Annotated in this window: 38 protein-coding genes; 34 read left to right on the top strand and 4 right to left on the bottom strand. The window is 37.4% G+C overall.

What is annotated here, in order from left to right; genetic code table 11:
* Nucleotides 1–40: 40 nt before the first annotated feature.
* The 6 genes from BLHYD_RS11275 to BLHYD_RS11250 all read left to right on the top strand — a co-directional run bounded on the left by BLHYD_RS11275 (nt 41) and on the right by BLHYD_RS11250 (nt 2,860).
* A complete protein-coding gene (locus BLHYD_RS11275) occupies nt 41–724 on the top strand; it encodes a BRO-N domain-containing protein (protein ID WP_005948883.1) in 684 nt (227 codons plus the stop codon).
* 11 nt (nt 725–735) lie between these two features.
* Nucleotides 736–1,098, top strand: coding sequence for a hypothetical protein (locus BLHYD_RS11270; RefSeq protein ID WP_005948885.1), 363 nt, complete (start codon nt 736–738; stop codon nt 1,096–1,098).
* Between the two features lie 215 nt (nt 1,099–1,313).
* Nucleotides 1,314–1,700: a zinc metalloprotease gene (locus tag BLHYD_RS11265; RefSeq protein WP_040350615.1), complete on the top strand. Its 387-nt coding sequence runs from the start codon at nt 1,314–1,316 to the stop codon at nt 1,698–1,700.
* A 10-nt stretch (nt 1,701–1,710) separates the two neighbouring features.
* Nucleotides 1,711–2,115, top strand: coding sequence for a hypothetical protein (locus BLHYD_RS11260; protein WP_040350616.1), 405 nt, complete (start codon nt 1,711–1,713; stop codon nt 2,113–2,115).
* Nucleotides 2,112–2,318: a hypothetical protein gene (locus BLHYD_RS11255; RefSeq protein WP_005948888.1), complete on the top strand. Its 207-nt coding sequence runs from the start codon at nt 2,112–2,114 to the stop codon at nt 2,316–2,318. The genes BLHYD_RS11260 and BLHYD_RS11255 overlap by 4 nt, the downstream gene beginning before the upstream one ends.
* Entirely contained in the window at nt 2,318–2,860 is a 543-nt protein-coding gene (locus BLHYD_RS11250; RefSeq protein WP_005948890.1) for a hypothetical protein, read from the top strand. The genes BLHYD_RS11255 and BLHYD_RS11250 overlap by 1 nt, the downstream gene beginning before the upstream one ends.
* Here the strand turns inward: BLHYD_RS11250 and BLHYD_RS17530 are convergent, their stop codons facing one another.
* Nucleotides 2,861–2,929, bottom strand: coding sequence for a hypothetical protein (locus BLHYD_RS17530; RefSeq protein ID WP_081447138.1), 69 nt, complete (start codon nt 2,927–2,929; stop codon nt 2,861–2,863). It abuts the gene before it with no gap.
* Between the two features lie 176 nt (nt 2,930–3,105).
* On the opposite strand from BLHYD_RS17530, the gene BLHYD_RS11245 reads away from it, so the two are divergent.
* The 12 genes from BLHYD_RS11245 to BLHYD_RS11190 all read left to right on the top strand — a co-directional run bounded on the left by BLHYD_RS11245 (nt 3,106) and on the right by BLHYD_RS11190 (nt 13,417).
* Complete coding sequence (locus BLHYD_RS11245; protein ID WP_005948891.1) at nt 3,106–3,366, top strand: hypothetical protein; 261 nt, start codon at nt 3,106–3,108, stop codon at nt 3,364–3,366.
* Nucleotides 3,367–3,759, top strand: coding sequence for a hypothetical protein (locus BLHYD_RS11240; protein WP_005948893.1), 393 nt, complete (start codon nt 3,367–3,369; stop codon nt 3,757–3,759).
* A 106-nt stretch (nt 3,760–3,865) separates the two neighbouring features.
* The gene (locus BLHYD_RS11235) at nt 3,866–4,096 is read left to right on the top strand and encodes a phage holin (RefSeq protein ID WP_005948895.1); all 231 of its coding nucleotides are present in this window, start codon (nt 3,866–3,868) and stop codon (nt 4,094–4,096) included.
* Between the two features lie 243 nt (nt 4,097–4,339).
* Entirely contained in the window at nt 4,340–5,038 is a 699-nt protein-coding gene (locus BLHYD_RS11230) for a Rha family transcriptional regulator (RefSeq protein WP_005948897.1), read from the top strand.
* 88 nt (nt 5,039–5,126) lie between these two features.
* Nucleotides 5,127–5,609, top strand: coding sequence for a hypothetical protein (locus tag BLHYD_RS11225; RefSeq protein ID WP_005948898.1), 483 nt, complete (start codon nt 5,127–5,129; stop codon nt 5,607–5,609).
* Nucleotides 5,610–5,685: 76 nt separating this feature from the next.
* Nucleotides 5,686–6,159, top strand: coding sequence for a hypothetical protein (locus BLHYD_RS11220; RefSeq protein ID WP_005948900.1), 474 nt, complete (start codon nt 5,686–5,688; stop codon nt 6,157–6,159).
* Nucleotides 6,160–6,197: 38 nt separating this feature from the next.
* A complete protein-coding gene (locus BLHYD_RS11215) occupies nt 6,198–6,512 on the top strand; it encodes a hypothetical protein (RefSeq protein ID WP_005948901.1) in 315 nt (104 codons plus the stop codon).
* A gap of 80 nt (nt 6,513–6,592) precedes the next feature.
* Nucleotides 6,593–8,128 (top strand): hypothetical protein, encoded by a 1,536-nt coding sequence (locus BLHYD_RS11210; RefSeq protein WP_040350617.1) that lies wholly within the window; start codon nt 6,593–6,595, stop codon nt 8,126–8,128.
* A gap of 37 nt (nt 8,129–8,165) precedes the next feature.
* Complete coding sequence (locus BLHYD_RS11205; protein ID WP_005948905.1) at nt 8,166–9,041, top strand: NUMOD3 domain-containing DNA-binding protein; 876 nt, start codon at nt 8,166–8,168, stop codon at nt 9,039–9,041.
* Between the two features lie 190 nt (nt 9,042–9,231).
* Nucleotides 9,232–12,876 (top strand): hypothetical protein, encoded by a 3,645-nt coding sequence (locus tag BLHYD_RS11200; protein ID WP_148391264.1) that lies wholly within the window; start codon nt 9,232–9,234, stop codon nt 12,874–12,876.
* 69 nt (nt 12,877–12,945) lie between these two features.
* Nucleotides 12,946–13,179, top strand: coding sequence for a type II toxin-antitoxin system RelB family antitoxin (relB, locus tag BLHYD_RS11195; RefSeq protein ID WP_040350618.1), 234 nt, complete (start codon nt 12,946–12,948; stop codon nt 13,177–13,179).
* Nucleotides 13,163–13,417, top strand: a complete 255-nt coding sequence (locus tag BLHYD_RS11190) for a type II toxin-antitoxin system RelE family toxin (RefSeq protein ID WP_005948910.1) — start codon at nt 13,163–13,165, stop codon at nt 13,415–13,417. The genes relB and BLHYD_RS11190 overlap by 17 nt, the downstream gene beginning before the upstream one ends.
* Nucleotides 13,418–13,468: 51 nt before the next feature.
* Here the strand turns inward: BLHYD_RS11190 and BLHYD_RS11185 are convergent, their stop codons facing one another.
* The 3 genes from BLHYD_RS11185 to BLHYD_RS11175 form a co-directional block, all read right to left on the bottom strand.
* Nucleotides 13,469–14,248: a hypothetical protein gene (locus BLHYD_RS11185; protein WP_050769891.1), complete on the bottom strand. Its 780-nt coding sequence runs from the start codon at nt 14,246–14,248 to the stop codon at nt 13,469–13,471.
* A 155-nt stretch (nt 14,249–14,403) separates the two neighbouring features.
* Nucleotides 14,404–14,835 (bottom strand): type II toxin-antitoxin system HicB family antitoxin, encoded by a 432-nt coding sequence (locus BLHYD_RS11180; protein ID WP_005948913.1) that lies wholly within the window; start codon nt 14,833–14,835, stop codon nt 14,404–14,406.
* 39 nt (nt 14,836–14,874) lie between these two features.
* Nucleotides 14,875–15,066: a type II toxin-antitoxin system HicA family toxin gene (locus BLHYD_RS11175; RefSeq protein WP_005948914.1), complete on the bottom strand. Its 192-nt coding sequence runs from the start codon at nt 15,064–15,066 to the stop codon at nt 14,875–14,877.
* 266 nt (nt 15,067–15,332) lie between these two features.
* Here BLHYD_RS11175 and BLHYD_RS11170 point away from each other — a divergent pair, with 266 nt between their 5' ends.
* From BLHYD_RS11170 to BLHYD_RS11095, 16 genes are all read left to right on the top strand, one after another.
* A complete protein-coding gene (locus tag BLHYD_RS11170) occupies nt 15,333–16,772 on the top strand; it encodes a zinc ribbon domain-containing protein (protein WP_040350619.1) in 1,440 nt (479 codons plus the stop codon).
* 23 nt (nt 16,773–16,795) lie between these two features.
* Nucleotides 16,796–16,945: a hypothetical protein gene (locus tag BLHYD_RS11165; protein WP_005948918.1), complete on the top strand. Its 150-nt coding sequence runs from the start codon at nt 16,796–16,798 to the stop codon at nt 16,943–16,945.
* Nucleotides 16,946–17,072: 127 nt separating this feature from the next.
* Nucleotides 17,073–17,546, top strand: a complete 474-nt coding sequence (locus tag BLHYD_RS11160; protein WP_040350620.1) for a hypothetical protein — start codon at nt 17,073–17,075, stop codon at nt 17,544–17,546.
* Nucleotides 17,547–17,659: 113 nt separating this feature from the next.
* On the top strand, nt 17,660–18,493 hold the full coding sequence (locus tag BLHYD_RS11155; RefSeq protein WP_005948921.1) for an antA/AntB antirepressor family protein: 834 nt from the start codon (nt 17,660–17,662) through the stop codon (nt 18,491–18,493).
* Nucleotides 18,494–18,606: 113 nt separating this feature from the next.
* The gene (locus tag BLHYD_RS11150) at nt 18,607–18,786 is read left to right on the top strand and encodes a ribbon-helix-helix domain-containing protein (protein ID WP_050769892.1); all 180 of its coding nucleotides are present in this window, start codon (nt 18,607–18,609) and stop codon (nt 18,784–18,786) included.
* A 119-nt stretch (nt 18,787–18,905) separates the two neighbouring features.
* A complete protein-coding gene (locus tag BLHYD_RS11145; RefSeq protein ID WP_005948924.1) occupies nt 18,906–19,034 on the top strand; it encodes a hypothetical protein in 129 nt (42 codons plus the stop codon).
* A 37-nt stretch (nt 19,035–19,071) separates the two neighbouring features.
* Nucleotides 19,072–19,254 carry a hypothetical protein gene (locus BLHYD_RS11140; protein WP_005948926.1) on the top strand — a complete coding sequence of 61 codons (183 nt, stop codon included), beginning with the start codon at nt 19,072–19,074 and terminating at the stop codon, nt 19,252–19,254.
* Between the two features lie 121 nt (nt 19,255–19,375).
* Nucleotides 19,376–20,161 (top strand): ORF6C domain-containing protein, encoded by a 786-nt coding sequence (locus BLHYD_RS11135; RefSeq protein WP_005948928.1) that lies wholly within the window; start codon nt 19,376–19,378, stop codon nt 20,159–20,161.
* A gap of 24 nt (nt 20,162–20,185) precedes the next feature.
* Nucleotides 20,186–20,464 carry a hypothetical protein gene (locus BLHYD_RS11130; protein WP_005948929.1) on the top strand — a complete coding sequence of 93 codons (279 nt, stop codon included), beginning with the start codon at nt 20,186–20,188 and terminating at the stop codon, nt 20,462–20,464.
* A gap of 1 nt (nt 20,465) precedes the next feature.
* The gene (locus BLHYD_RS11125; RefSeq protein WP_005948931.1) at nt 20,466–20,720 is read left to right on the top strand and encodes a hypothetical protein; all 255 of its coding nucleotides are present in this window, start codon (nt 20,466–20,468) and stop codon (nt 20,718–20,720) included.
* A gap of 532 nt (nt 20,721–21,252) precedes the next feature.
* On the top strand, nt 21,253–21,987 hold the full coding sequence (locus tag BLHYD_RS11120; protein ID WP_040350622.1) for a Fic family protein: 735 nt from the start codon (nt 21,253–21,255) through the stop codon (nt 21,985–21,987).
* A 3-nt stretch (nt 21,988–21,990) separates the two neighbouring features.
* A complete protein-coding gene (locus BLHYD_RS11115) occupies nt 21,991–22,209 on the top strand; it encodes a hypothetical protein (protein WP_005948934.1) in 219 nt (72 codons plus the stop codon).
* Between the two features lie 134 nt (nt 22,210–22,343).
* Nucleotides 22,344–22,736 (top strand): hypothetical protein, encoded by a 393-nt coding sequence (locus BLHYD_RS11110; RefSeq protein WP_005948935.1) that lies wholly within the window; start codon nt 22,344–22,346, stop codon nt 22,734–22,736.
* Entirely contained in the window at nt 22,733–25,480 is a 2,748-nt protein-coding gene (locus tag BLHYD_RS11105; protein WP_005948937.1) for a hypothetical protein, read from the top strand. The genes BLHYD_RS11110 and BLHYD_RS11105 overlap by 4 nt, the downstream gene beginning before the upstream one ends.
* Complete coding sequence (locus BLHYD_RS11100; RefSeq protein ID WP_005948938.1) at nt 25,467–25,667, top strand: hypothetical protein; 201 nt, start codon at nt 25,467–25,469, stop codon at nt 25,665–25,667. Before BLHYD_RS11105 ends, BLHYD_RS11100 begins: the two co-directional genes overlap by 14 nt.
* Entirely contained in the window at nt 25,667–26,707 is a 1,041-nt protein-coding gene (locus BLHYD_RS11095) for a hypothetical protein (RefSeq protein WP_005948940.1), read from the top strand. The genes BLHYD_RS11100 and BLHYD_RS11095 overlap by 1 nt, the downstream gene beginning before the upstream one ends.
* Nucleotides 26,708–26,721: the final 14 nt, after the last annotated feature.

The following is a 26,721-nucleotide window of genomic DNA, read 5'->3' as shown; positions in this document are numbered from 1 at the left end:
TTTTGATTACAAAATTTAATTATAAAGGAGATGTGGTAGCATGGTAAGTATTTTTGAAGAACGTAATGTAAGAATAATTTGTAGTAAAAACAGGAGCGAAATATGGTTTAGTGCGATTGATGTTGGAGAAGAATTAGGGATCGCAAATATTCGTGATACACTAAGAAATATTGATCGTTCAGAAAAGAAGAAATTTACTAATGAAATGATTTCGGGTGTCGGAGTTTTCTACACCCGGAATTTTAATTCACCATTGAACAATTACGGAGAAACATTTGTATCTGAAGAAGCTGTTTATAATATGGCGTTCAGAAGCAACAAACCAGAAGCCAAGCTGTTTACAAAATGGGTAACAAAGGTATTAAAGCAAATCCGTGTAAATGGATTCTATGTTCTGGACGGAAAAGGAGAAGAGCGGTTAAAGACCAGAGAAGAGACAAAGAAAGTACGCCGGATGGAAACGGACACAATCAAGAAATATGTGGAGTACGCAAAATCGCAGGGCAGCACCCATGCAGATATGTACTACCAGAATTTCACGAAGCTGGTTCAGAACTGTTTGGGAATCGAAGCCGGGAGAAGAGATGATTTAGACCAGAAAACACTTTTGCGGTTGAAGTCTTTGGAAACGCTGATTGATATGCGACTGGAAAATTTATTGAAAACAGACATTCCCTATAAAGATATGTATGAGGATGTAAAAGAACTGATTCGGAGCATTTGACAGGAGGAGCTATGCAGGACTGTAAAGTAAATATTTTGGGAACGGAATGGAACATTATTTTTCAGACGATAGAACAGGACAAGGCATTTGCTGATTGTGATGGATATTGCGACCCGACAGTTAAGAAAATCCACGTCCGCCTATACACGGATGAAGAAGTGAAAGAACAGAAATTCGGATACGAAAGCAGAGAAGAACATAGAAAGAGGGTTATTCGTCACGAAATTCTACATGCGTTCATGTTCGAGAGTGGTTTGTGGCAAAATAGCTTTTGCGCTGATGTTCCGTGGGCTATGGGAGAAGAAATGATAGATTTCTATGCAATCCAGTCTCCAAAAATCTTCAAGGTATTTCAAGAACTGGATATTCTTTAAGCATTTTTTAATAAGAAACAGGAAGCATCACGGTTATTAAAATAATCGTGGCATTTCTTTAAATAGAAAATAAAAAAGAGCCTATAGGCTCTTGCCCGACGTTTTACATGGAAAGGAATTTCAACTTTTCAAGGGTCTACTGACGGCTTTGCGTTCCCTGTTATTTATATTGATTATATCAGAAATAGTTTAATTGTCAATAAGGTGGTGATACCATGATAGATGAATTTTATATAAATGGGATTCATTGGAATGTACAGTGGACGAATCCAAGCAATCCTATTTTGGTGGACAGGACAAATGTTTTGACCTGTGCAGTAACCGACCCAGAAACTATGACGATTTATCTATCAGATCGTCTTAAAGGAGAGTTTTTAAATCATGTGCTTATTCATGAGCTTGGACATTGCGTAATGTTCTCTTATGGACTTGTGAATGAAATTCATAGAATGTGCAAGAAACGATTCTGGATTGAAATGGAAGAATTTTGTGCGAACCTGCTTGCTGATTATGGACGACAGATATTTGGTATAGCCTATTCGGTATTAGGAGAACAGGCGATTCATGTTGTTCCTTATCATATGGAAAAACTTGTTGCGTAGGAGGTAATGTATGCATAGAAGTCCAGTAAGAGATAGACAAAAAGTATGGTGGGTTACGATAGAAGAAATCCACGAGGGAATAGATAATATAATAAAATATGGAAAGCCGGAAATGCGCAAACAAACCGTAAGCGCAACTAGCGGCACACCGGAGGAAATAGCGGCTGGGATTGTACCTAACTATGACCGATATGTTACTCATTATAAATCTAAAAGTAAGCCTTTCAATCCAGTTGAGGGAATGGGGGTATTTGTTGATGTAGAGCCTGAGTTGGATGAGACTGGAAATCTGGTTATGGAGGAAGATGGATATACGCCAGTTACGCCGCCAGATTATCGGCTGGTTAAGATTTTGGACACGAAAAAGGGAAGCGTGGCGAGGTATGGGATAAGCAAAGTGGGAGGGAATCAATGATGGTCGTTATTAACGAAAAAATTCACTTAGAACCATGCAAATATTGTGGTGGTAGAGCATACATAGATATTTTATTTGATAAACCATATATAAACGCACATCATACAAGAAAATGTAAAATGAGACCGGATACATGGCTACTATCTTCTGAACCATTAAATAAACAAATTAAAGCGTGGAATATGAAAGTGAAGAAACAGTAATGGTACGAAAAACAATGAAAATCAATCTCCTTGATGGCGGAAAATCGTTACAACAGGCAATCCGGCAGATAGAACAGTATAAGAATGATTTGTCGAGGAAATGCGAGGAGATTTGTAGGCGGTTATCGGAAATTGGCGTTCAGGTCGCGAATACAGTACTTAGAGAAGGAAAACTAGAGGATTATCAGCCCTCTACTAAAGTCAGTTATGAAATTGATACCAGTGGAAATATAGTACGGGCAAAGATAATAATTTCTGGCCCGTACATTTTATTTCTGGAATTTGGAAGCGGTATTCGCTACAGTGGTACAAAAAATCCAAAAGTGGCGGAGTTGGGCTATGGTCCTGGCACATATCCATCAAATGCTCCACAGCAAAATCCGCCGTATGATAACTGGGAAAGCCCAACAGGGTGGTATTACTATGGAGATGATGGAAAAGTTCATCACACTTTCGGCGTTCAGGCAAAAATGCCTGTGTATCGTGCATCAGTCGAAATAATGAAAAGTGTTAATGAAGTGGCGAAAGAGATATTTGGCTGATTATTTTTCCACATTTTTATTGATAAAATCTTTAATCGCCATATCCAGTATTTTGCTAATCGGTATCATAGTTTTTTGAGAATAAGACTATAGATCGAATTGATGTAAATGGAAACTATTGTCCGGAAAATTGTAGATGGGCCGATTGCGAAACGCAGAACTATAATAAAAGAGTCACAAGAAAAGTTGTTATTGATGGAGAAGAAAAGACTTTAAAAGACATAGAAAAAGAATACGGAATTTCTATGTCAACACTGCGTACAAGGTATATAAGATACAAAAAAGGAATATACACAGTCTCAGATTTGATTTCAAAGGATAAGATTTACAAACCACAAAAGAATAACACATTTATAGAAGTGGAAGGAATTACAAAAAGACTATGCGATTGGGAAAGGGAAACTGGAATTGGGAGAAAAACAATTATGAATAGATATAAAAGAGGGGTTAGAGGGAAAGAACTTTTTAAACCAACATATACCAAAAAAGGAGATGGCGGTAATTAAATGACAATCTTAGAAATGATAAACACAATTTATTCTCAATGGACTGACGCAATAAAGGATAAAGTAACCGGATACTCAATGGAAAACAGTGCTACGGTTACAAAATTACCTTACGCCACAATGTACTTTACAGGTATTCCGGGTAGCGATTGGGATTTAAAGGGAGATGAGGCTGCGGTAACACCGACGGCACAGATTGATATTTACACGAAAGGGCAGAGAGCTTTAACACAAGCATATGAGATTGATGATTTATCACATGCTTGTCTTACCAGTATGGGATTCAGAAGAAGTATGGGGCCGGAATTAATTCAGTCCACAGACCCGTCAATCAAACGCCTTACGAGTAGGTATACAAGAATTGTTGGCTATGGGGATTCTTTGGAAATATGAGTACCTACAAGGTTTAAATATGAATTATAATATAAGATAGAAGGAATAAGAAAAGAGGAATCTTGGAAACAAGGTTCCTTTTTTTGCGCAGAAAGGAGGAACACAAATGCAGATCAACGATAAAGTTTACAATATTTTGAAATATGTCGCTCAAATTGCACTTCCCGCATTGGGTACATTGTATTTTGCCCTTGCTGGAATTTGGGGATTTCCTTATGGAGAAGAGATCGTTGGAACTATTACGGCGGTTGATACTTTCCTGGGAGTTCTTTTGGGAATTAGTGCGGCGACGTACAGCAGAAAGAATCAGGCCATTGACAACAAAGAGACGAAATAGAAAGGTTTGGTGATCCTAAATCTATCTCCCAGCATGAGGGTTAGAGTGCAACTGTTTAGAATTTTTGAATAGTTCAAATATTTAACTGATTTTGAACTAACAATTTCATGGTTCAATATTTTGAGATTTTTTAGAATATGTAAGACAATGAATAACCACTGTTCCTTATCGGGCGGTGGTTATTTTTAAACCTATCGAAATCGAGAGGATTAAACAAATAAACCAGAAAAGGAGATTGAGTTTATGTTAGTAGAAATTGTTGGGAAAAGATATGAGGAAAAGTTAGTTACAACAAGCCTGAGAATAGCAGAAACATTTACCTACTATGATGAAGAAAGCGGAAGGCAATATACAAGAGAACACAAAGCTGTTCTAAGAGCCATTCGCGATTTAAAATGCAGCGAAAAATTTCGCGGTGAACATTATTCACCGTCAGAATACGTGGACGAAAGAGGGAAAAGGCAACCATGTATAATTATGGATAAAGACGGCTTTGTATTACTTGTTATGGGATTTACAGACCCGAAAGCAATGTTTTACAAGGAAAAATATATTGAAGCCTTTAATTCCATGGAGTCCGAACTCAAACGTATTTACACAGAACGACAGCAATGGCAGATTGAAAGAGATAAAGGCGTTGTAATTCGTCATATCTTAACCGATACAATTAAGATGAAAATATCCGACAGTCCACATAAGCGATTTGCTTATCCTAATTATACTAATTTGATTTATCGAACTTTGTTCGGGAAAACAGCAAAAGAATTAGAGGAAGAATTTGGGGTGAAACCGAAAGAAAATTTAAGAGACTATTTTACTGGGGAATCATTATCCCAAGTTCAGGGCATGGAAATGCTTGTAAGTAGCCTTATAAACTGTGGCTGGGGCTACAAAGAGATAAAAGAATTTATTGAAACAGAATCCAAGAAAATGATAGCTTAATGCAAATTGTATTGAGCTATTTTTTTATTACCGACTACCAGACAGGTAGTCGCTGACCGCATAAAGTTAGCGGTAGAAAGGAGAAAATATGGCAGCACCAGGTGTTAGTACACTAGGCGTATTATTCGGTTATGGAGTAGAAACTGTGGCAGGAACAAAGCCAGAAAAATTTACATTATTGACAAGAATTAATCAGATCGGTGGAATTTCTATTGATGTTGAAACGATTGATGCCTCTGCACTGGAAGATAAAGTAGAAAAAACAGTTGCTGGTCGAGGAAGTACAGGTGGAACATTCACGGTAACAGTAAATGTTACTGACGAAACATTAGAAGAGTGGGAAGCGTTAATCGAAGCATACAAAACAGGAAAAACAGGTGGAAAGTCCACGTGGTTTGAAACTTTTATTCCTACTTTGCAAAAAGCATTTTATGTTGTTGCAGAGCCACCCACTACAATTCCGCAGCCTGAATTTGACCAAAATGGATTATTGGCAGTAGAAATGACGTTAACGATTAACGATTATAAGGGGCCTGACACACCGATTAAACCGACAGCGGGGGAATCATGAGCTTCTCTCGTTTATCGCTTGACAAGAGAAGCAAGGATGATGAAAGCGAATTGATATTTTAAAGGGAGGATAACGCATGTATAAAATTCTAACAATTGGTGGAGAAGATTATAAATTAGAGTACACGATAGAAGCGGCACTATATTCGGATTGTGTGGCGAAGTTATCTAAATTTCTAACGAATATGGGACAAGCAGAAAACGAAAAGGATATAGAGAAACTTTTAGATGGCGTTTCGAATATACCACAGACCGCATTGACAATTTTTTACGCTGGACTCATGGAAGCACATGGAACTCACGCAGATGGAGATGGGAGAGTGCCAGATATCCAGACTGCAAAACGACTGTTAGCGCAATATGCAAAAGAACATGCTGAAGATGATATAGGAAACTTTTACGGTATCTTGGAGATATGTATTGAGCAAATGGGAGAAGACGATTTTTTCAAATTGGTGGGACTAGACAGGATTATAGCTGCCGGTCAGAAGAAAGTGAAAAAAGTGCCGAAAGTTCCACAAGATCATCTAAGAAAAGTTTCAGGTCAGTAATTCTTGAAGAATTATACCCACAAGCGATTCGATGTGGAATGACGAAGAAAACATTTTTTCATTCTACATTGAGGGAAGTTAAATTATACATTGATGCGTTTTACATGGAAAAGGATTATCAGAGTAAATGCATAGAGCATCAGTCTTGGCTTACTGGTGCATATGTAATGAACGCGGTAGTTGCGGCTTTTAATAAAAAAGCAAAGTACCCAGAAAATCCTTTATTAGAAAACACTAAAACAATTAAAGAGATAGCGAAGAATAACAATAAATCAGAAGAAGAAATGAATCAGGAGTTACTTTACATGACATTAAGAGTAAGGCAGACTAATGCCAGACTCGAGAAGAGATAGGGCGGGGCAAGAACCCCGCCCTTTTGTTGGTTATCAACGAGATGATAATCATTAACCTCAAAAAATTAGGAGGTAGGTATATGGGAAGTGGAAACATTGATAATCTGGATATAAGAATATCCGCCGATGCAAACAAAGCGCAAAAATCACTGGAATCATTAGCGAGGACTTTAGACAAAGTCAACAAGTCATTTAAAGGTATGAACACGGTGGCTGTGGGGAATTTTTCAAGAAATGTAAATACTCTTGCAAGTTCTCTCAGGGCTTTGAATGGTTTAAAAATATCAGTACCCAAAGTATCAGGATTGGCTAAGGAGATGGCAGCATTAAGTAAAGTGGATTTCGCTAAACTTAATGCCGGGATAGAACCAATACGGAATATGGCCTCTGCTATTAAATCTATGGAGGGGATAGAAAATATCCAGGTTCCCAAAATAGATACAAAAAATTTAAGTTCTTTGGCGAATGCAGCAAAAAAATTTTCAGATATCAAAACAGAAAACATGCCGGAGGTTGCGGAAGGACTGAAAAAAATATCTGAATCCATGGAAGTGCTTTCGAAAATAACATTTAGTGATCGGAATTTAAACAATGTTATTAATGCACTAAATCGTTTGTTTAAAGCGGATTTTTCGAAATTCAATCCATCGGATTTTGATAAGATCACAAAGTCGATTAGTGCGTTAAGCACGATGCCGGATGTGTCAAACAGCATTAATAGATTTGTAGCATCTTTGGCTAGGCTTTCTAATGCTGGAAATAAAATCACGGTAGTATCCGATAAATTACCGGAATTATCAAGAGCTCTTAGCAAAATGATTCGTGATATGTCAAAAGCCAGAAACATATCGAAATCAACGAATGAATTTGTTTCATCAATCGCACGACTGGCGAATGCCGGTGACAAGGCCACAAAAACTTCTTTAGGGTTGGGAGTTCTTGCATACGAAACTTTGAATTTTTTCAATGTGATGAAAAACGCGCCGCGTATTAGCAGTAACACACTGCGCATGGTGGAAGCATTGTCCAGGTTGGCCAGTGCCGGGAATAGAGTTGGCTCGTCAACAAGCGGTGTACAAACTGCATTTAGTAAATTAACTAATCTGTCTACAAAAGCTGGAAATGTTGTAAAGAAATCCGTTTCTGCGATTGTAAATGCTTTTAAGCAGTTGGGAAATTCTAGTTCTTCTGTAAATAAGGCTACGTTAAGTTTGAAAAATTTATTATCCACAGCACTTCTTTATAGAGGGGCAACAGGACTTTATAATTGGGCCAAACAAGCTACCATGCTAGGTTCTAATATTACAGAAGTGGAGAACGTGGTTAATGTTGCGTTTGGTAGCATGGCAAATCAGGCTTATGAATTTGCTTCTACAGCTACAGAACAATTTGGACTTTCGGAATTGGCTGCAAAACAATACTCGGGAACCATGATGTCTATGTTAAAAGCATCTGGTGTAGCAACAGATTCGGCAGCAGAAATGTCTACAACTTTGGCTGGATTAGCAGGCGATTTGGCATCATTTTATAATATTGACACAGATGCAGCATTTTACAAGATTCGTGCAGGAATAGCGGGTAGACAATTTGCCCCTTGTCGCTGTAAGGCGGCATAGAAAATCGACCAAAATCGGTAAAAGCTAAATTGATAAAATGAAAAATATATCGGGTATTTATAAGATAACTAACAACGTTAATGGAAAATTTTATATTGGCTCATCGCAAAATATCTCTCGTAGATGGTATGACCACAAAAGGGAACTTCGCATACAGAAACACCATAATAAGTATCTACAACGTGCTTGGAATAAGTATGGAGAAGAAAATTTTTCTTTTGAGATAGTTGAAGAATGCAAAGTAGAGGAACTAAGTGATCGAGAGCAATTATACATCGAAAAATATGTAAACAGTGATTTTTGCTATAATATTTCGATTGACACAATCGCTCCTATGCGTGGGAAAAAACATTCGGAAGAAGCGAAGCGAAAAATGTCAGAATCCAGAAAGGGATTAATGGTAGGACCGAAAAATCATATGTATGGAAAGCATTTATCAGATGAAGAGAAGAAAAAGCTTTCCTTGGCTTTTTCGGGAGAGAAAAATCCTATGTATGGAAAACATTTATCCGATGAGTCTAAAAGAAAAATATCGGAGGCTCATAAAGGAACGAAATGTCCAGAATATTTAAAAAGAAGATATAGACTTGAAATGCTTGGGAGCGGTAATCCGTTTTACGGAAAACATCACAGTAAAAAGTCTTTAGAGTTAATGAGCAAGAATAGAACGGGGCTTTTAAAAGGAGCAGATAGTCCTGTTAGTAGAAAAGTTGTTAGAATATCCGAGAATACCAATGAAATCAAAATATATGATACGGTAACAGAAGCTGCAAAAAGCAATAATGCTCAAAGGTCACACATAGCACTTGTGTGCAGGGGAGAAAGAAAACATGCAGGCGGATACCGGTGGATGTATTTTGAAGATTATCAACATGCTAATACCGAGGTAAGCGATCAGATTGCGAAAGGCTGATTGCCACCGTAACGCGTAGGAGTTGAAAAAATATAATACTCCCAAGAGTGGTTGACAACCATAATAGGTAAATATACGAGATATTTTATTTTATGGTTGAAAATGTACGCTGAACCGGGGATGAAGCAACATCCCGTAATGCGAGGAAACTCCCGGAAGCATCGGATAAAAAGCCGGTGCGGTAACATAATTGGAAATCGAACCTTTGCGGCAGCTTGGCGTAGATATGACTGTGGCATCCTTGGAGGCATATGCTTTAGCAAATGGAATCACAAAATCGTATATGTCCATGTCGCAAGCTGAGAAGGTAATGCTGCGGTACAATTATTTAATGTCTGTTACATCTGACCAACAAGGAGACTGGGCCAGGACTTCACAAAGCTTTGCAAACCAATTCCGATTATTAAAACTGAACTTTCAATCTTTATCAGCAACCATGGGACAAGGTTTCATAGCTGTAATATTGCCGGTTATACAAGGCTTAAATGCGCTCTTGGCCAAACTCCAAGAGGTAGCAAAAGCGTTTCGGAATTTTCTCTATGTTTTGACAGGATATGAATCACCTGGCGGCCAGTCTGGTATTGTAAATGATCTTGCAGGCGTTGGGGATGCATCTGTTGGACTTGATGATCTTGCAGGCGCGGGAGAGGATGCTTCATCTGGTTTAGACGATGCGACAGAAAGCGCCCAGGATTTAAAGAAAGCATTATCAGTTTTATCGTTTGATGAATTGAATCAGTTATCGTCGATTGATACCTCTTCGCTGGATTCCAGCGTTGGGGATTTAGGGGATATTAGCGACGGTATTAACAATAGCTTAGGAAATGGCGAACTGGTTCCGAGTGATATTTTCAAGGATACCCCGGTAGAAAAATATATTTCTGAGTTAGCCGAAAGAATGAGAAAGGCAGCCGAAAAAGAGGACTGGGAAGAACTTGGAAAGATCATTGCAGGGGAAATTAACAAAGGACTGAAGAAGATTTACGATGTTATTAATTGGAATAACGTCGGACCTAAGATAACCGCATTTGTAACAGCTTTTACCAGAACTTTTAATAGCCTAGTTGATAATATTGACTGGAATTTAATGGGGAGAACCATTGGGGCCGGAGTCAATACAATCGTAAATACCTTGAATCTTCTTATTGGGGATGGAGGAATTGATTTTACCAATATTGGGACAAAGATTGCCACAGGGTTACGTGGCGCAATCAAAGAAATAGACTGGGGGAACCTGGGTAATCTTTTAGGAAATTACTTTATGATTTCTTGGGACATGCTTTCTGGATTTGTGCAGGAGATGTCTAAGGAAGACGGAGCAGGTATTACGGGCTGGGATGAGTTAGGGACTTCATTAGGAGAAGCTGTCAATGGTATATTCGAGAAGATTGATTTTGGCGAAATTGGAACTACTTTAGTAACCGGAATTAACGGAGCATTTTCAACCCTTAAAAGTTTTACGGATGAAGTAGAATGGGACGATCTCGCTACAAATATATCTACAGGAATAAATAATGCCATTCATAATTTCAACTGGCCTGAGAATGGACAAGCGTTAAATCAGTTTATTGGCGACTTCCTGGGAGCTTTGCTTCAAATAGCACAAGATACAGATTGGGAAGAGTTAGGAAGGGGCATTGGGGAATTTCTAGGAGAGATCGACTGGCTTAAACACTTAGGAACGGTTATATCCATAATTGTAGAAACTTTAGGGGGACTATTTGATGGATTAGAAGAATCTGGAATGGCTGGGAAAATAGCAGCGTTTCTAGGAAAAGCTTTTATTGCGGTAAAAATAGCGAATATAACAGGAATAGGAAGTCTTATCGGAAAAATAGTTTCCCTTATGGGAACACGGTTTATGTCCAGGAGTTCTACAGGGAGCTTAGGGCAAAGTATAGGAACATTTATTAATAGAGCTTTTTCTATTGGTGGGTCTTTAGCAAAAGCCGGAGGCGCGGCTTTAGCAGTTGATTTATTTGGAAAATTGAAGGATGTTATTTCTGGAACCAGAAAAGAAACAATAGAAGCCACTACTGCTTTTACAGTCATAGAAAGAGCATTATCTAAATTTGTAGAAAGCGGAGACATTACATTAGACCAATTCTATAAATTAGCTAATGGTGTGAATGATATTAATAATGGGACAAAAACTTTTGATGATGTTTTGACCGAAGTGAATTCTACATTAGAAGAAGCAGGGGTTTCTTCAGAAGAATTTCAAAATGCAATTTATGAAGCAACAGAGCAAACAGGAATTAATGTTGATAAATTGTCTAATAAAGTGATAGCAGCAATGGAATCAGCAGGATATTCTTTTACTGAAACAAGCGATAAGGTTAGCGAGAATTCTATCAAAATTGGAAATAATATTATAAATGCGGCGAGCGAAATAGATAAGGCAAAAGGTATTTGGATTCAGGGACTCAATGGATGGGAACAGGTAACTGGGGAAAAAGCTCTTGGCATTTATGCTGGAATTCAATCAGGCTTATATCCTGAGAACGGACAAGGATATTATGATTTAGGAAATGGCGTACTTGCAAGTTTTGGAAATGGTATTACAGAAGGAACAGAGAATTTCAAAACCACGTTAGATACCACATTGCTCCAAGCGTTAAGAGACAAGCTTCCTGAAGGCTATACGTTGGGATATGATAATGGAAAATTCACTGTTCAGCAATATGAAGCTGGAATTAACGAAGGGGCACTCACATTAGGGGAAACCTTAAACAACGCTACTATCGCAAAGATCAACAGCATTCTTCCCCAAGGAAGTATTCTTACATATCAAAATGGACAGTGGACAATACAACAGTATGCTTCGGGCATGAGTCAAAATGGCGAAGGTACGGACTTGGCGATTAGTGCTGCTACCATAGACAAAATTAGCGCTATTTTACCAGAGGGAGTTACAATCGCATACAATAACGGAACACAAACGATCGATGGATATAAGAGTGGACTGAATGATACTGGGGATACAGTTTTTGATTCATTAAAAAGAGTGTTCTTGGATGGAATAAATTTAGATGAAGAATTGAAGGAAAAATATTCCGGTTATGCAGCTTTGTCTGTAAAAGGATATAACGAAAAAATAGAAGAGTTAAAATCTGAAACTGAAAACCAAATGGAAGATTTAGCTCATAATGGAATCATGTTACCGTTTGCTGGAATGCTTGAAATTAATTCACCTTCTAGGGTATTTGAAGGATATGGCGAAAATGTATCTGAAGGGTTGGCGAAAGGTATTGATGCAAAGGCCGATGAACCTACCAGCAGAATAGAAAATATAGGAAGCTCCTTGATAGACATGATTAGCGACACAATGAATAATCTTTCCGACAAATTCAGTGAGGGTGAGAACTCTGCACAAAATAGCGCGAATTCCATTCAAGATGCTTTTTCTAATTTATATATTCCGCTCCCGCATGTGAACTGGGATTGGAATTATGTCAGTGTAGGAGACTGGGAGATACCAATTCCTGATTTTTCTATTGATTGGTATAAAACTGGTGGACTTTTTACTAGGGCCACGATTGCAGGAATAGGTGAAGCTGGCAATGAGGCGGTTTTGCCATTGGAAAATAAACGGACTATGGGGATGATCGCAGATAGTATCTTAGCTAATGCATCTGTAGGCATGGATGAAAGAATTTTAACAGAGGCCGTAGCAAGAGGTGTAGCAATGGCTATGATGAATAATAATCAGAATCAGCCGCCTATTAATGTATACGCAACATTATATACTGAAGATAACGAAGTTTTAGCTAGGGCAGTACAAAAGGGGCAGGACAGCATAGATTACAGGTTTAATCCTTCGGTAGCTTGGTAATTTTTTTGAAAGCCTTGACGAAAATCTCTTTTTTGTAGTACAATGTATTACAAGAAAGGAGATGAGTTTATGAGCTTTTCAATTAGACTTACCCCAGAAGAAAAATCTCTTGCCGAGAGTTATGCAAAACTTCATTCATTGTCTGTTGGCGAGGCTTTTAAAAGGGCATTATTTGAGAGAATCGAGGATGAGTACGATATTGTTGTAGCAGATGAAGCTTACAAAGAATACTTGGATAGTGGCTGTAAATCTACTCCTATCGCTGATTTTTGGAGGGAGTTAGACGATGAAATACAATGTTGAGTTATCCGACCGGTTTAAGCGAGAATTCAAGAAATTGGATAAATACACACAGAAGATTATTAGATCATGGATAGATAAGAATCTTGTCGGGACTGAAAATCCACGCCAGTATGGTAAAGGATTGACGGCAAACCGTAGCGGTCAATGGAGATACCGAATAGGAGATTATCGTCTTATTTGCCAGATAGAGGATTCTGAGCTAATTATTCTTGCTTTGTCCGTTGGACATAGAAGATAAGTTTATGATATGTAAGTTTCCCCGGCTTTTATAAGCCGGGGAATTTTTACGTCAGTAACATGATTCATGAAAACGATTGTTACAAATCCCTTCTGTCATAAAGTGGCAAATGCTATAATCGCAGTTTTGATATTGTGTCTGGAAATGCTTATCAATCATATCACGGTACATATCAACATCCAGTCGATCATCTCTCATTAGATCAGTACCGCATTGAATAGCAGAAACAACACTGTCCATAGATTTCTTGGATAAGCGAGGATGCTCTTCATGGAAGGTATTTATGTACGATTGATAATAGTATTCTATGATGTCTATGTAAGGCTGCGGATCATCAGCTGCTACTTTATTACAGGAATTTATAATTTGTTTTTCTAAAATAGACCAATCGAAGACAGCGCTACGCTTTGGCGTTGCGCCATTTAATATATCTGTAGTCTTTGTAGTAGTCTCTGTGTAGTCTATGGTATAGGTTTGGTCATTTTGTCCTTTTCCAATCGTCCAATTTGACCTTATTGTGTGGCCAATTTGGCCATATGAAGAAATGATATTTTCGTAAGTTCCATAGTCAATGGTGTACCATTTTGTTTGGTCGAATTTGACTTTGTTATAATTTCCAGTCAAAAGAAGTCCCATTTTTTCTAATGACGTAAATGTCCGGCGCAATGTCCTGATAGAAAAAAATGGGAATTGCTCCTGCCATTGTTCGTAGGTATTATATACCCAGTAATGACCGTCAATATAATCCTGCTTACTTTTTTCTTTAATTTTAAGCCAATAATGCACTTGCTGTAATATGATGGATTCATTCAATCCTATAATGGTTGCCAAAGTTGGCATAACCTGTAAAGGATGTTCGTCAAGAAGTAAATTACTGATAATAACACCTCCTATAGTGATTCGTTGAACCCTTCCTTACCTTCGCAATAAAAAACGAATTTAGAATTATTTTTTATTTGTCCACGTTTTAATCATCCGAAATTATTTTATCCCAAGTGAAGCTCTTTCTTTAATGCTTCTTGGAGAATCTTGGAAAAATTCACATTTTTTTCTAATGCAGCAGTATTAAGCCATGCAGGAATAGTAAGAGTTTTTTTGACAGATTTTTCAAAATGTTCTTTTGCATAGGAAGCAACGTCTACAGATACCATATTAACGAAAGATTCACATTCTGGCGCTTCTGGGTCTAACTCTTTTGCGATAACATTCGGGTCAATATCAGATAGTTTAGAAGGACTGGGTACACTTTCTCCGTCCATTTTGCAAGTATGAAGATATCCGGCTAAACATTCAATAGCCATTTCCATAGCATTTTCAAAATCATCTCCTTGTGTGGCAAGATAATTTAAATCTGGAAAAACGACAGAATAGCCGCCGTTTTCTTCTTGAAAAAAACAAGCTGGATAAATTGATAACATATGAATATACCTCCTATTATGATAATACAGGCATTGGGGCTATTTAAGCCCCGCCTGCTTTTTGATGGAATTTTCTGTTTTCTTGGTCAAATCTTTTCCCTGATGAAAAGGGATTGTGACTTTTTCAGGCTTTATCGGATGTGTATAGTGTCTATGTGAGCCTTCCTGGCTTTTGAAAATCCATCCGTCTGCAAGGATTAGTTTTTCCATCTCTTTTGGTTTTATTGGCATCTTACTTTTCCTCCTTGCACTATTATAATACCATACTATACGTGTTTTGTCAATACGTATAATACAAATGTGTATGGAAATATCATTAAAAGTCTCTTAAAAAGTTTGCAGAATTTTACCGAGTATAAAAGGGTATCGTGAGAATTTTAAAAAAACTATTGCAATCAAAATCAGGAATTTGCTGAATACTTTTATTACTTTTTCATGAATTTTCTTTCGCTTAAATGGATTTAATGGTATAATTTGTAGAGAAGGGAGGAAGAGAAATGGCTTTAATAAAGTGTCCAGGTTGTGGAACTGAAATAAGCGAGAGAGCTGAAGAATGCCCAATTTGTGGTAGAACTATTTCCAAAAGTAGTAGAGATGAAAACATGATGAAATGTTATAAATGTGGACGTCTTATTCAAAGGGATATTTCGATTTGCCCTTTTTGCGGATACCATTATGGCACATATAAAAACAAAAAAATGAATGAGCCTAATCTTGAAAGGAATTCTTTTTGGCATCGCAGAAAGAAGTGGCCAATATTTGTAGTTATATTGTTATTAATTTGGGTAGTGTCAAAACATGAAACAAATTCAGATAATAAAAGCAATTTAGACCAAGAGGATATATGGCTCGATGGATATACAAATTTAGATGATTTTGATTATTATATAAATGGTGACGATATACATATTAAAAGATACGAAGGTAATGAAGATAAAATTCGTGTGAATTCTTCTTATAACGGAAAAAAAGTTGTATCGTTTGAAGATGCTACATTTATGTTTTGCGATGCAATTAGCGTTGTAATTCCAGAAGGCACGAAGCATTTAGATAATCCAACATTTAATAGTTCTGATATAAAATATATTTTTTTACCATCTACATTAGAGGATGTAGAAGATGAATTTTGGGGATATTTACATAATATTGAAAAGATATACTATGGCGGAACAAATGAACAATGGAATAAAATGTGTCAATTTGGAAGAAAAGGCATAGAAGCGAATGAATTATTTTGCAAAGTAGATCCTGATGATCTGGGAACGGAAAAATCCGAATCATCACCAATCGTTATGCAAGAAGTAGTAGAAAAGGATTCTAAAGATGAAAGTGACAATTCTAGTAAATTAGAAAAAGAGAGTTTATCGTCAAAAGAACAATTTGTGGAAGATTCTTCGAAATATTTGTCAGCGGATATCGCAAATAAACTGTATACTATTATTACTTCTGATCTAGGATTTGAAAAAGTAGAGTTTGTTGGAAAAGACAATGTAGGGGACTCGGTGTGGAATGTATATTGTGACGACATTTCTGTATTGGTTGTAGCGAGTGATGATGTATATAGGATATGGAGTGGGGACTATACGTTCTATGAAGAAGGGACGGTAGTTACGACAAAACAGCAGATGAATGAAACGTTTGTAAAAGATGAAGATAGAACAAGTTACTATGTCATTGCACAAGATATTGTAATGCAATATTTGAAAAATCCGACTTCTGCAAAATTTCCATGGGGTACTGATGAAATTGGATTCGCTAAAAGTGGTAATGTTATAGCTGTGCAAGGATATGTAGATGCAACTAACTCTTTCGGAGGGCAAGTCCGAAGCCAATGGACGGTAGAGTTTAGGGTAACAGATTTAGCAGCATTATCGTATGAAATTTTGTATGTGAATGTTGATGGACAGTCATCTGGAACATATATTGAATTAAATTAGAAAAAGGAGGAAGGATAAAACAAATGAAAAAAAGGAGAACGATTGATAAAATATCAGGAAAAATAAAGTGTCCATCTTTGCTATGCAGAAGTGCAGATGTTCAAATTATTGGACATGGGCTGTTTTCTACGAAATATCAATGCAGAAAATGCGGAAAGATTTTTAAAGCATGAAATAAAATCAACTATATCGAAGTGGGGATTAAAAGTCCTCACTTTTTTTTGAATACTTATTGACATCGATAGTGAGTGTGATAAAATATAAATGCAACTAAAAATAATCTTATTTTATGGAGGCAAAATGAAAGTAAGAAAGAAATATGTAGTTCAAAAGTCTTTTAGAATTGACGAAAAAGTAGAAAGAGATTTGGGAATCTTGGCAGAACTTACGGACCGAAGCCAAAACGACCTTGTAAATGTAGCAATTACGGAATTGTTGCAGGATAATAAAGATTATTTTTTACAAGTGGCTGTATTAGAACACTTTATGAGTCAATTAGATAGTGGATATGAAGAGTTTGACCCATTTGATATGGGCGGTTTATTTGTTGAGATGAAGTACATTGATACTAACGGGGCGGTTTCTGTTCATTCAGTAGTACATGGCGATGAAGATATAGATGATTATACGAAGGAGTTTGACTCAGATATTTCTGATGAATTGGAAGAGTATTTAAAAAATTTTTATGTTTACATCAATAGGGAATCAGAGGATGTAAAAGCCTATCTGGATAATCGTGTGGATTATAGAGAGTACGTAAAAATAAGAAAATAGAAGTTGCTCCCCGACCAAAGCGAACAACTTCTAACCAAAAAATCAGAGGGATATCCTCACATTAAGTATAGCATTTCAGGATATTCCTCGCAACTAAAAATAGGAGGAATTTTATGGAATATAATATGACAATGGTAGACAATGAGATTGTTCCAGTATATGAGACCGATAAGGGAGAGAAAATTGTAGACGGTCGAGAGTTGCATGGTGTTTTGGAAAGTAAACAAGATTTTTCCACATGGATAAAGAAAAGAATTTTTGAGAGTGATGCTGTTGCAGATAAGGACTTTTCCCGCTTCCACAAAAAAATGGAAGCCAATAACGCAACATCTATTGAATACTATTTGAAATTAGATATTGCAAAAGAAATAGCTATGCTGGAAAGAAACGAAATTGGTAAAAAGGTTAGAAAACATTTTATTGAGATTGAAAACCGATACAAACGGCAGATTATTGATCGTACCCAGCTTTCGCCACAGACACAGTTAATGCTTGCAATGTCGGAGTCCATAGCCAAGACTGAGTTAGAGCAGAAACGTCAGGCAGAACAGCTTCAGAAACTAGAGGACAAGACAAATAAGCAAACAGAGGTATTACAAAATGTAAAGGACACCTTCTCAAATTCTGATTCAGAAGAAGACACTACTCATTGGATAAACAAGTGCATTAATAAGATTGCTGAAAGCTCAAATTTTTCATACTCTTTTGGAAATAGATATTCAGCGGCTAGAAATGAGAGTTATGACCGTCTGACATTAAAAGCCGGATGTAGATTAGACCAAAAGGTCAGAAACGCTATAGCAAGGGCAGAGGAAAAGGGATATACAAAAAATCAGATTAATGCTATCAACAAATTGACTGTAATCATGGCAGATAAACGGTTAAAAGAAATATACATAGGTGTGATTAAGGAAATGATGATAGCATACTGTGTGGAGGTTGCATAGTAAAGGTGGAGATTTTTCTCCACCTTTTTTAATTTGCCTCTTGACTTTGTACTGACATTTTGATATATTAAGAGTGTTCAAAATGTACTGACAAACTAAAAGGAGGCGATATAGTGTCACCTAAAATGGGGCAAAAATTAACAGACAATCCAAAGGATAAACGAATCCAAATCAGAATGGACAGTGAGACCCTTGATAAATTAGATTGTCTGGTCGCTGAACAAAATTCTGATAGGTCAAAGATTATTAGACAAGGAATTGAAATTCAGTACGAAAAAAGAGAAAAAGAGTAACCGTATCAAGTTTGGCGACCAGAACGATTACTCAATCATCACAACACACCGAAGCGGTTGATATATTTATTATATCTCCCTTTGGTGTAGTTGTCAAACACTGAAAGGAGTTTTATCTTATGGATAATATTCAGTCTATTCAGACAACTAATTTCCAGACACCTATCGAGATCGCCCTTGGAATAGACGAAAACGGAATGACCGTAGCCAGAAAATTGCTAAAGAAAAGGATTGACATTTGTTGTTAACTACACTATACTAAATGTAGTTAGCTACAAAGGAGGGATGACCGTGGCTAACAAAAGCAGAGCCGAATACTTTAGGGAACGAAGAAAGGAATTTAAGCAATTCAACGTATCATTAAAACGTGAAAAAATCGAAGCACTTGAAGAATGTATTAAATCTCAAGGAAAGACGAAGGTTGAATGGTTTGAAGAAATCGTTGATAGAGAATTAGGCGAAAATTAAAAGAATAGGGTATCCGCCAAACCCTGAGAAAGTTACCGGATACCCACCCCACAAATAGAGGTATAAATATTATAGCACTGTACCTCTATTTTGGCAAATTCAAAATGGAGGTATTTTTAATATGAATGATTTAATTATTAAAAATGTCAATGTTCTAGGAGATTCTATATTGGCGGCAAAGGACAGCAAAGGCAATATTTGGGTCGGAATTAACGCTTTCTGCCGGGGATTGGATATGAACAAAAAGCAAAGGGACTGGCAAGTGAAGAGAGTGCAAGATGATAAGACATTATCAAAGGGGTGCCGAGAATTCTCGGCAGGGATATTTGACCCTTCAAATTCCGTATATGCGTTGCGTCTTGACTTTGTTCCCTTGTGGCTTGCAAAAATCTCTATTACAAATAATATGGAAGATGAACACCCAGAACTCGCCAAGAAACTTCTCAACTACCAACTAAAAGCAAAGGATATTCTCGCTAATGCCTTTATTGAGAAAAAACAATCCGAAAACCCTGCCACTCTGCAACAGCAGATTCAACTTATCGCACAGGGTACTACAGAACTGTATCAGAAAGTAGATACCCTTGCCGAGCGCATGGACAAGTTTGAGCAGGACTTACCACTCCTGCCAGTGAATGCAGATGAACTGTCCCACACTGTTAAGAAAAGAGTGGTAGAAGTTCTCGGTGGAAAGGACAGTAATGCTTATCATAACAAAAGTATCAGCCAGACGGCATTTAGTGACGCATATCGAAATCTGAAATATAATTTCGGTGTTAATTCTTACAAAAACATTAAAAGATGCCAGATGGACATTGCTCTTCGGATTGCAAGAGAATATCAGCCGCCAGTATTCCTGGAGGAGCGGATTAGAAATTGCAATTCCCAGATGACTCTTGATATTTGATTATGATAAGCGGAGGATTTTACTATGAACGCAAGAGAAAATAATAATTTAGCAAGTGAAGTAATTACCGATTTAACTAAAAACCTTGTCATGATGGATGACAAAATTCAGGGACTTTACGGGGAAATCTGTGAGGTGAAATCCATGTTTCAGGCAGTGCATTATGCAACAGTAGAAGGAGGTATTACGCAGGTGGAAGCAGGCGAAGCCCTAACCGCAATCAAAACGATGCTGGAAAATTTAAAAGATAATGCAGAAGAGATCACGGGATTTAGTAATGGATTGGTTAAGGAGGTAATGTGAGATGAATAGGCTTGAAGCGGAAAAAGTGCTTAATAATCTGGAATTGGATATAGAAAAGGCTCGACATATGGCGGAGAAAATTATTGAGGAGTATGGATTTGACTGTACAGAACCTAGTAGTTTAGATGATTCGATATTAGCTTATAACCGTCAAAGCATAGGGATTGAATTGGGAATTTTGACGGATTATATTGATAATATTCGTACAGGATATGATTCTATTTCAAGAGAGATAATGGGAGCACAAATGCAGTAATGGAAACCGCCATGTAGATTCTAATTGAAATTGCAATGGGGGGTGCTTAATTAAAGGCCTTGGCCGCTGGGATTCTGGCGGCCAATCTATTAGAAATTGCTTAGTTGATTTTTTAAGAAGAAGATGTTATATTAGAGATGTAAAAAGGCGTTACCACGTTGACGGTTAGCCTAGAAATTAATAGTTACTCTTGAAGAGCACTAATACCTTTGCTAGGGGCGGTTAGTGCTTCTTCGTTATATCGTACACAATCTTGATGATTGTAGCTATCATTACCGTATAGGCAAATAGGCTATCATACGTAATCATGAAGCATCCCTCCAATACATAAGATTTCCCAAAGGATTTCTATGTAAACAGGAAATTCAGTTTTCCTGGCGGAAGGCTAACCGCCATCGCCCTCCCGACGATAACGCCCGTCTTTATCATAGCAAAATTTTTTGTCTGAATCAATACGCTTTTTGTCTAAATGCGTCGTATGTTTTTTGTTTTATATGCAAGGAGTATTAAGATAGAAAAGAGAAGGTGCCATATGTCTAATTCTGAATTTTTAGTTTTTTTGTTAAATAGATTTAAAATAGAAAGAGCAAGAACCGACCGTTCAGGGGTGTATGCTTATACGCAAAAACTTTTGGCTTATAATTCAAATAAGATCGAAGGCAGCACATTGACTGAAGAACAAACAGCTTCTTTGTTTGACACAGGATATTTGCCTAAATCAAACGATTATTATCGAGCGAAAGATGTAGAAGAGATGAATGGGCATTTTCTGATGTTCAATAAAATGCTAGATACTTTAGAACAGCCGTTGAACCAGGAATTAATCAAGGAATTTCACTATGAATTAAAGTCAGGGGTATTTGAGGATAGAGCAAATGGATATGCAATCGGAGATTATAAAAAACGTCCTAATATGATTGGAATGTATCAAACAGTTTCACCTTCAGAAGTTGCGGAGAGAATGACAGAATTACTTGATTGGTATTTCACCCAGAAAGTAAATTTAGAAGTCTTAGCTGAGTTTCACATGAAATATGAAAGTATCCATCCATTTCAAGATGGAAACGGAAGAACTGGCCGATTAATTGTTTTCAGAGAATGTTTGAGAAATGGTTTGGTGCCTCTCATTATTGAAGACCGGAATAGAAATAGATACCTGGAAGCTTTTAGAGAATATAGAGAAGAAGGAACAACCCAAAAGATGGTCAACTTATTCTTACAGGAGCAGTCGGATTATAGGGAAAAATGTAGGTATTTTGAGGGATAATATATGGAAAAAGGCGATATTGTGTACATTGTGGAAAACCGCCGAAAGGTGACAGAGGTTGTGATACGTTCAATTACTGGGAATTTGTATACGGTATTGTTGCCGACTGGGGGAGCAATACGCCTTCCTAGAGGAAGAATATATAAGACTAGATTGGAAGCGGAAAAGCAGTTGGTATATAAACCTATAAAAAAAGAACGGACACCATACGACTATATGTGAAATGTGAGTACCTACAGAACTGAAAAATGAAGTATAATATAAAATATATGTAATGTATAGAAAGCACTTGCCGAAAAGCAGGTGCTTTTTTCCGGCTAATAAATGGATTTAGTCGCTGACCAGAAAGAACGGAGATGGTTGTATTGGAATTAACTAAACAAATAAAAGATGTATTCTTAAAAGTGGACGGGGTAGCAATGCCCTGTCCTTCGTCATTTACATGGGGTTTGCAAGACATTTCAGCATCGGAATCGGGCCGGACAGACGATACTATTATGCATAAGAACCGGGTGGGGCAGAAAAGAAAACTCAGTATCGGTTGGAACGCACCAGACTGGGATACGGCTTGTGACATTATACAAGCAGTAAATCCAGAGTACATAGAAGTTGAATATCCAGATTTATTAGATCGAAACAAACATGCAGTAAGAACTTTTTATGTCGGAGACAGAAGTTCGCCTTTTAAGTGCTGGTGGATAGGAAATCAGAGAATGGAAGGCGTCAGTTTCGACTTTATTGAGAGGTGAATATCATACTTAATTTATCAAGTGATTTCAAAAAAGAATTAAATAAAGATAATCGGAACTATTTGGAATATGTTGATATTACGCTAAAAGACAAAACGGAAATAAAATTAACAAATAAGGAGCTCTGGGGAAATTCTCTTGCTATCAAAGATGCAGTATCATCGGAGAACTCTTTTGATATAGGTGCAGCAATTATTAATCAGTGTTCTTTTATAATTAATAATATATATGATAATTATTCAATTTATGATTTTTCAGAGGCTAATGTTGTAGTTTATGTTGGCATGGAACTTTCAAATGGAACAATAGAGAAAATAAGAAAAGGCACATTTATTGTTGATGAAGCAAAATATAATGGAAGTTTAATATCAATTACCTGCTTGGATTATCTATCAAAATTTGATAAAGATTATTCGATTAGTACATTGAAATATCCAGCTACATTACTAGAAATTTATTTAGATGCTTGCAAAAATTGTGGAATTACATACATAACAGCAAGATTTGATAATGATGATTACGTAGTAAAAGAAAGACCTGATGATTCGGCTCTTACATTTCGCCAAGTTCTTCAATGGATTTGCCAAATATCCTGCAAATGGGCTAGAATGGATGTTTACGGAAGATTAGCTTTAAAATGGTATGAGCAGGCCACCTTTGAGCAGACCGGAAATTTAAATGGCGGAACATTCAAAGATCAGCCAGGCGGGAAATTCGAAAATCTTCTTAGCAATTCTGGGACATCTATATATGCGCCAGCTTCAAAAGGAGTTATTCGAGACTTTATATCTAAAACATTAAAAGCCAATACTACATATACACTTGTGTCCAGTGCGAAAGTGCCGAATGAAAATGCATTTATTCGGGTATATGACAAAACCAGCAGTAATATTTTGTGTAATTTTTCAAACGGGCAAAATGGGGTAGAGAAAGTTGTGTTCACAACCCCTCAAAGTGTTTCTGGAAATTCTGTAAAATTTGTTGTCTTCGGAAATAGTGGAAGCGGAACAGTAAGTCGATGGGCTTGCTTATACGAGGGAAACGTAGATGCTCCTTTGTACTGGACTCCTGCGCAGGGAGAGGAACAATATGAAATGGCTGATTGCGCAGATGGCGGAACCTTTGATTTCGATACAGGAGATGTCGTTGATGCCGGGACTTTTGAAGATCAGGAAAGTATTCATCACCTGCATTCCTTTTTTTCTGCCACAGTATTTACGGATGATGTAGTGATAACAGGAATACATGTGAAAGAATTTGCCAAAGATTCAAAAAAAGCCGGGACTTATGAGTCAGGAGAAGAAGGATATTTGCTTGAGATTTCCAACAATAAATTTATTTTACCTGGAAACGGTCAAGATGTGGCAGATTATCTTGGTGAAAAACTGATTGGTCTTAGATTTCGTCCTTTTTCTATTTCCGCATTATCAAACCCTTCTATTGAGGCAGGAGATTGTGCTTATATCACTGACCGAAAAAATAACACATACCAGACATTCATTACTAGCTCTACTTTTCAGGTTGGAAATCAACAGAAGTTAAGCTGTGGGGCTGAAACACCGTCCAGAAACAGTGCATCAAGGTATAGTCAGATCACACAGGCCTATGTCGATAACCGAAATCAGACAGAACAGCAGCTAACAGAGTATGAAAAAATCGTAAATCAGATAACCGACGTTATAGCCAATAGTCTGGGTATGTTTAGGACGGTAAAAAGGACAGAAAATGGCGGTGTAATTGTTTACCAGCACAATAAACCGAAACTAGAAGATTCGGACACGATATGGAAGAAAACGGAACTTGGTTTCGAAGTTTCTACAGATGGTGGAAAGACATGGAATGCAGGTATAGATTCATCAGGAAACGCATTTCTTAATGTGCTGGCTGTTATAGGGTTTTATTTCGATTGGGCGAAAGGTGGAACTCTGACACTCGGTGGAAGTTCTAATAAAAATGGGATATTAAGAGTTCTTAATAGTTCGGGAGGGTTAGTCGGAAAGATAGATCAATCCGGTTCAGAACTCAATGGAAAATTCACGAGCAAGTCTGCAAATGTTTGGGGAGTGGAATATATTTCTCTTACAGATGCAATTATTTCTGGCGGTTTAGGTGATACACAATGGACAATTTTAGATTTGGTTGCTCAGTATGAAGATAGACGTCGCCATGCTGCATTTTCCTGCGAAAATGGAACGATTCATTTAAAAGGAAATAAAATTTTAATAGAAGGAGACGCAGCAGTAATTGGCTCAAAAAGCCGCATTGTCGAAACTGATAATTACGAAACAGTTGCTCAATATTGCTATGAGACACCAACCCCAATGTTTGGAGATATAGGAGGCGGCCAGATAAATTCAGATGGGATTGCAATTATTGACATAGACCCTATATTTGCGAATACGGTCTGTGCAGTGGCTAATTATCATGTTTTTCTCCAGAAGGAAGGGGAAGGAGATATATGGGTTTCTAAAAAAGAAGGAGATTATTTCATTGTTAAAGGAACACCAAATTTAGAGTTTTCCTGGGAAATAAAAGCAATCCAGCGTAATTTTGAGAGCTATAGATTAAATAATGTTGAATTATATTATTTGTACCAAAATGCATATTTAGACTATGACGATGAAATTGATGAAAATATCAATGAATTAGTAGAGGAATCAGACGCAGAGATTCATGGGATGTTAGATGAAGTTATTTATAAATATGATTTGGAAATGGAGGAATTGATAAATGAAAGCAATTAAAATCATCAGTATTATTAATCAAGGAGGCGAATATGCAGTGACAGCTACTTACAATGAAGTAAATGAAAATGGAGATATTGTCAAAAAAAATGAAAAAGCGCCGACATTTTATGCAGTTGGCGATATTTACGATAAAGTAAAATCAATCGAAAATATTGTGACAGAAAGGCTTTCAGGTGATGCATAATGGCAATACAAAGTAGAAGAGGAGCATATGCTGATTTCGACCCCAATAAGATGCTTCCTGGGGAATGGGCGGTAGTAACATCTGGCGATCCGAATGACCCTGATGGAAGAGCAATTTACTTGTGTTATATTGCCGGGATTGTTGAACGGATGGCTACATATGAAGATATGAAGAAAAATGTTCAAAGTGCTGCAAAAGGAGAACGCGGAAGCAGATGGGATTATGGAACCAAAATTACAGGAACATCAACGTCGGAACAGATATTCAGCAATTCAGGGATTAATGATGCAAATAAAGGAGATTACTATTTAAATATATCAACGGGCTATGTCTATTATTGCACGGTGGGCGGATTAGCGTCTGTAGCTAAATGGAAATACATTGGTTCCATTAAAGGACCAACTGGACCGAAAGGCTCCATAGGAAACACAGGTGCAACAGGAGCAACTGGTCCACAAGGCCCCGCAGCTACCATTCAGATCGGAACAGTGACCACCGGTAAGCCAGGGACACAAGCAAGCGTGACAAATACCGGGACAGAAAATGCGGCAGTTTTGAATTTTGCCATACCAAGAGGTGATACGGGCGCAGTTGAAAACCTGTCTCAGCAGCAGGTGGATTTTTCTGAAGCATCACAGAGGCAGAACATTCAGTCAGAGGAAACTCTGGCTATTTTATTTGGAAAAATCAAAAAATATTTTTCGGATGTAGAGTCAGAAGTGTTTGAAAAGCTAAAACAGGATGCAGAAAGCGAGTCGGCTCAAAGCGGAGCGTTTCTTTTGGGAAACCTAAAAATCCAATGGGGACGTATCGACAATCTGGATGTGCCTGCTTCGGGTTCTATCCAGACAGATGCGATCACGTTTCCACATGCCTATGGGGCGCCTCCGTTCCTGACTTGTATCCCCTTGGGAAACTATTATCTGGCGGCAAACCCCACGAATAACGTAAACTTGTCACAGGCATCCTTCCGGGTGCGGGCAGCAGACGGCGCAGCACATAATGATAGGAGTATCCTGTGGTTGGCGATAGGGTATTAAAAAGACTGACGTAG

The organism is Blautia hydrogenotrophica DSM 10507, from assembly GCF_034356035.1.
GTDB lineage: Bacteria > Bacillota > Clostridia > Lachnospirales > Lachnospiraceae > Blautia_A > Blautia_A hydrogenotrophica.
Note: the sequence above shows the minus strand (reverse complement) of the source record. Positions and strands in the feature narration are given on the sequence as shown.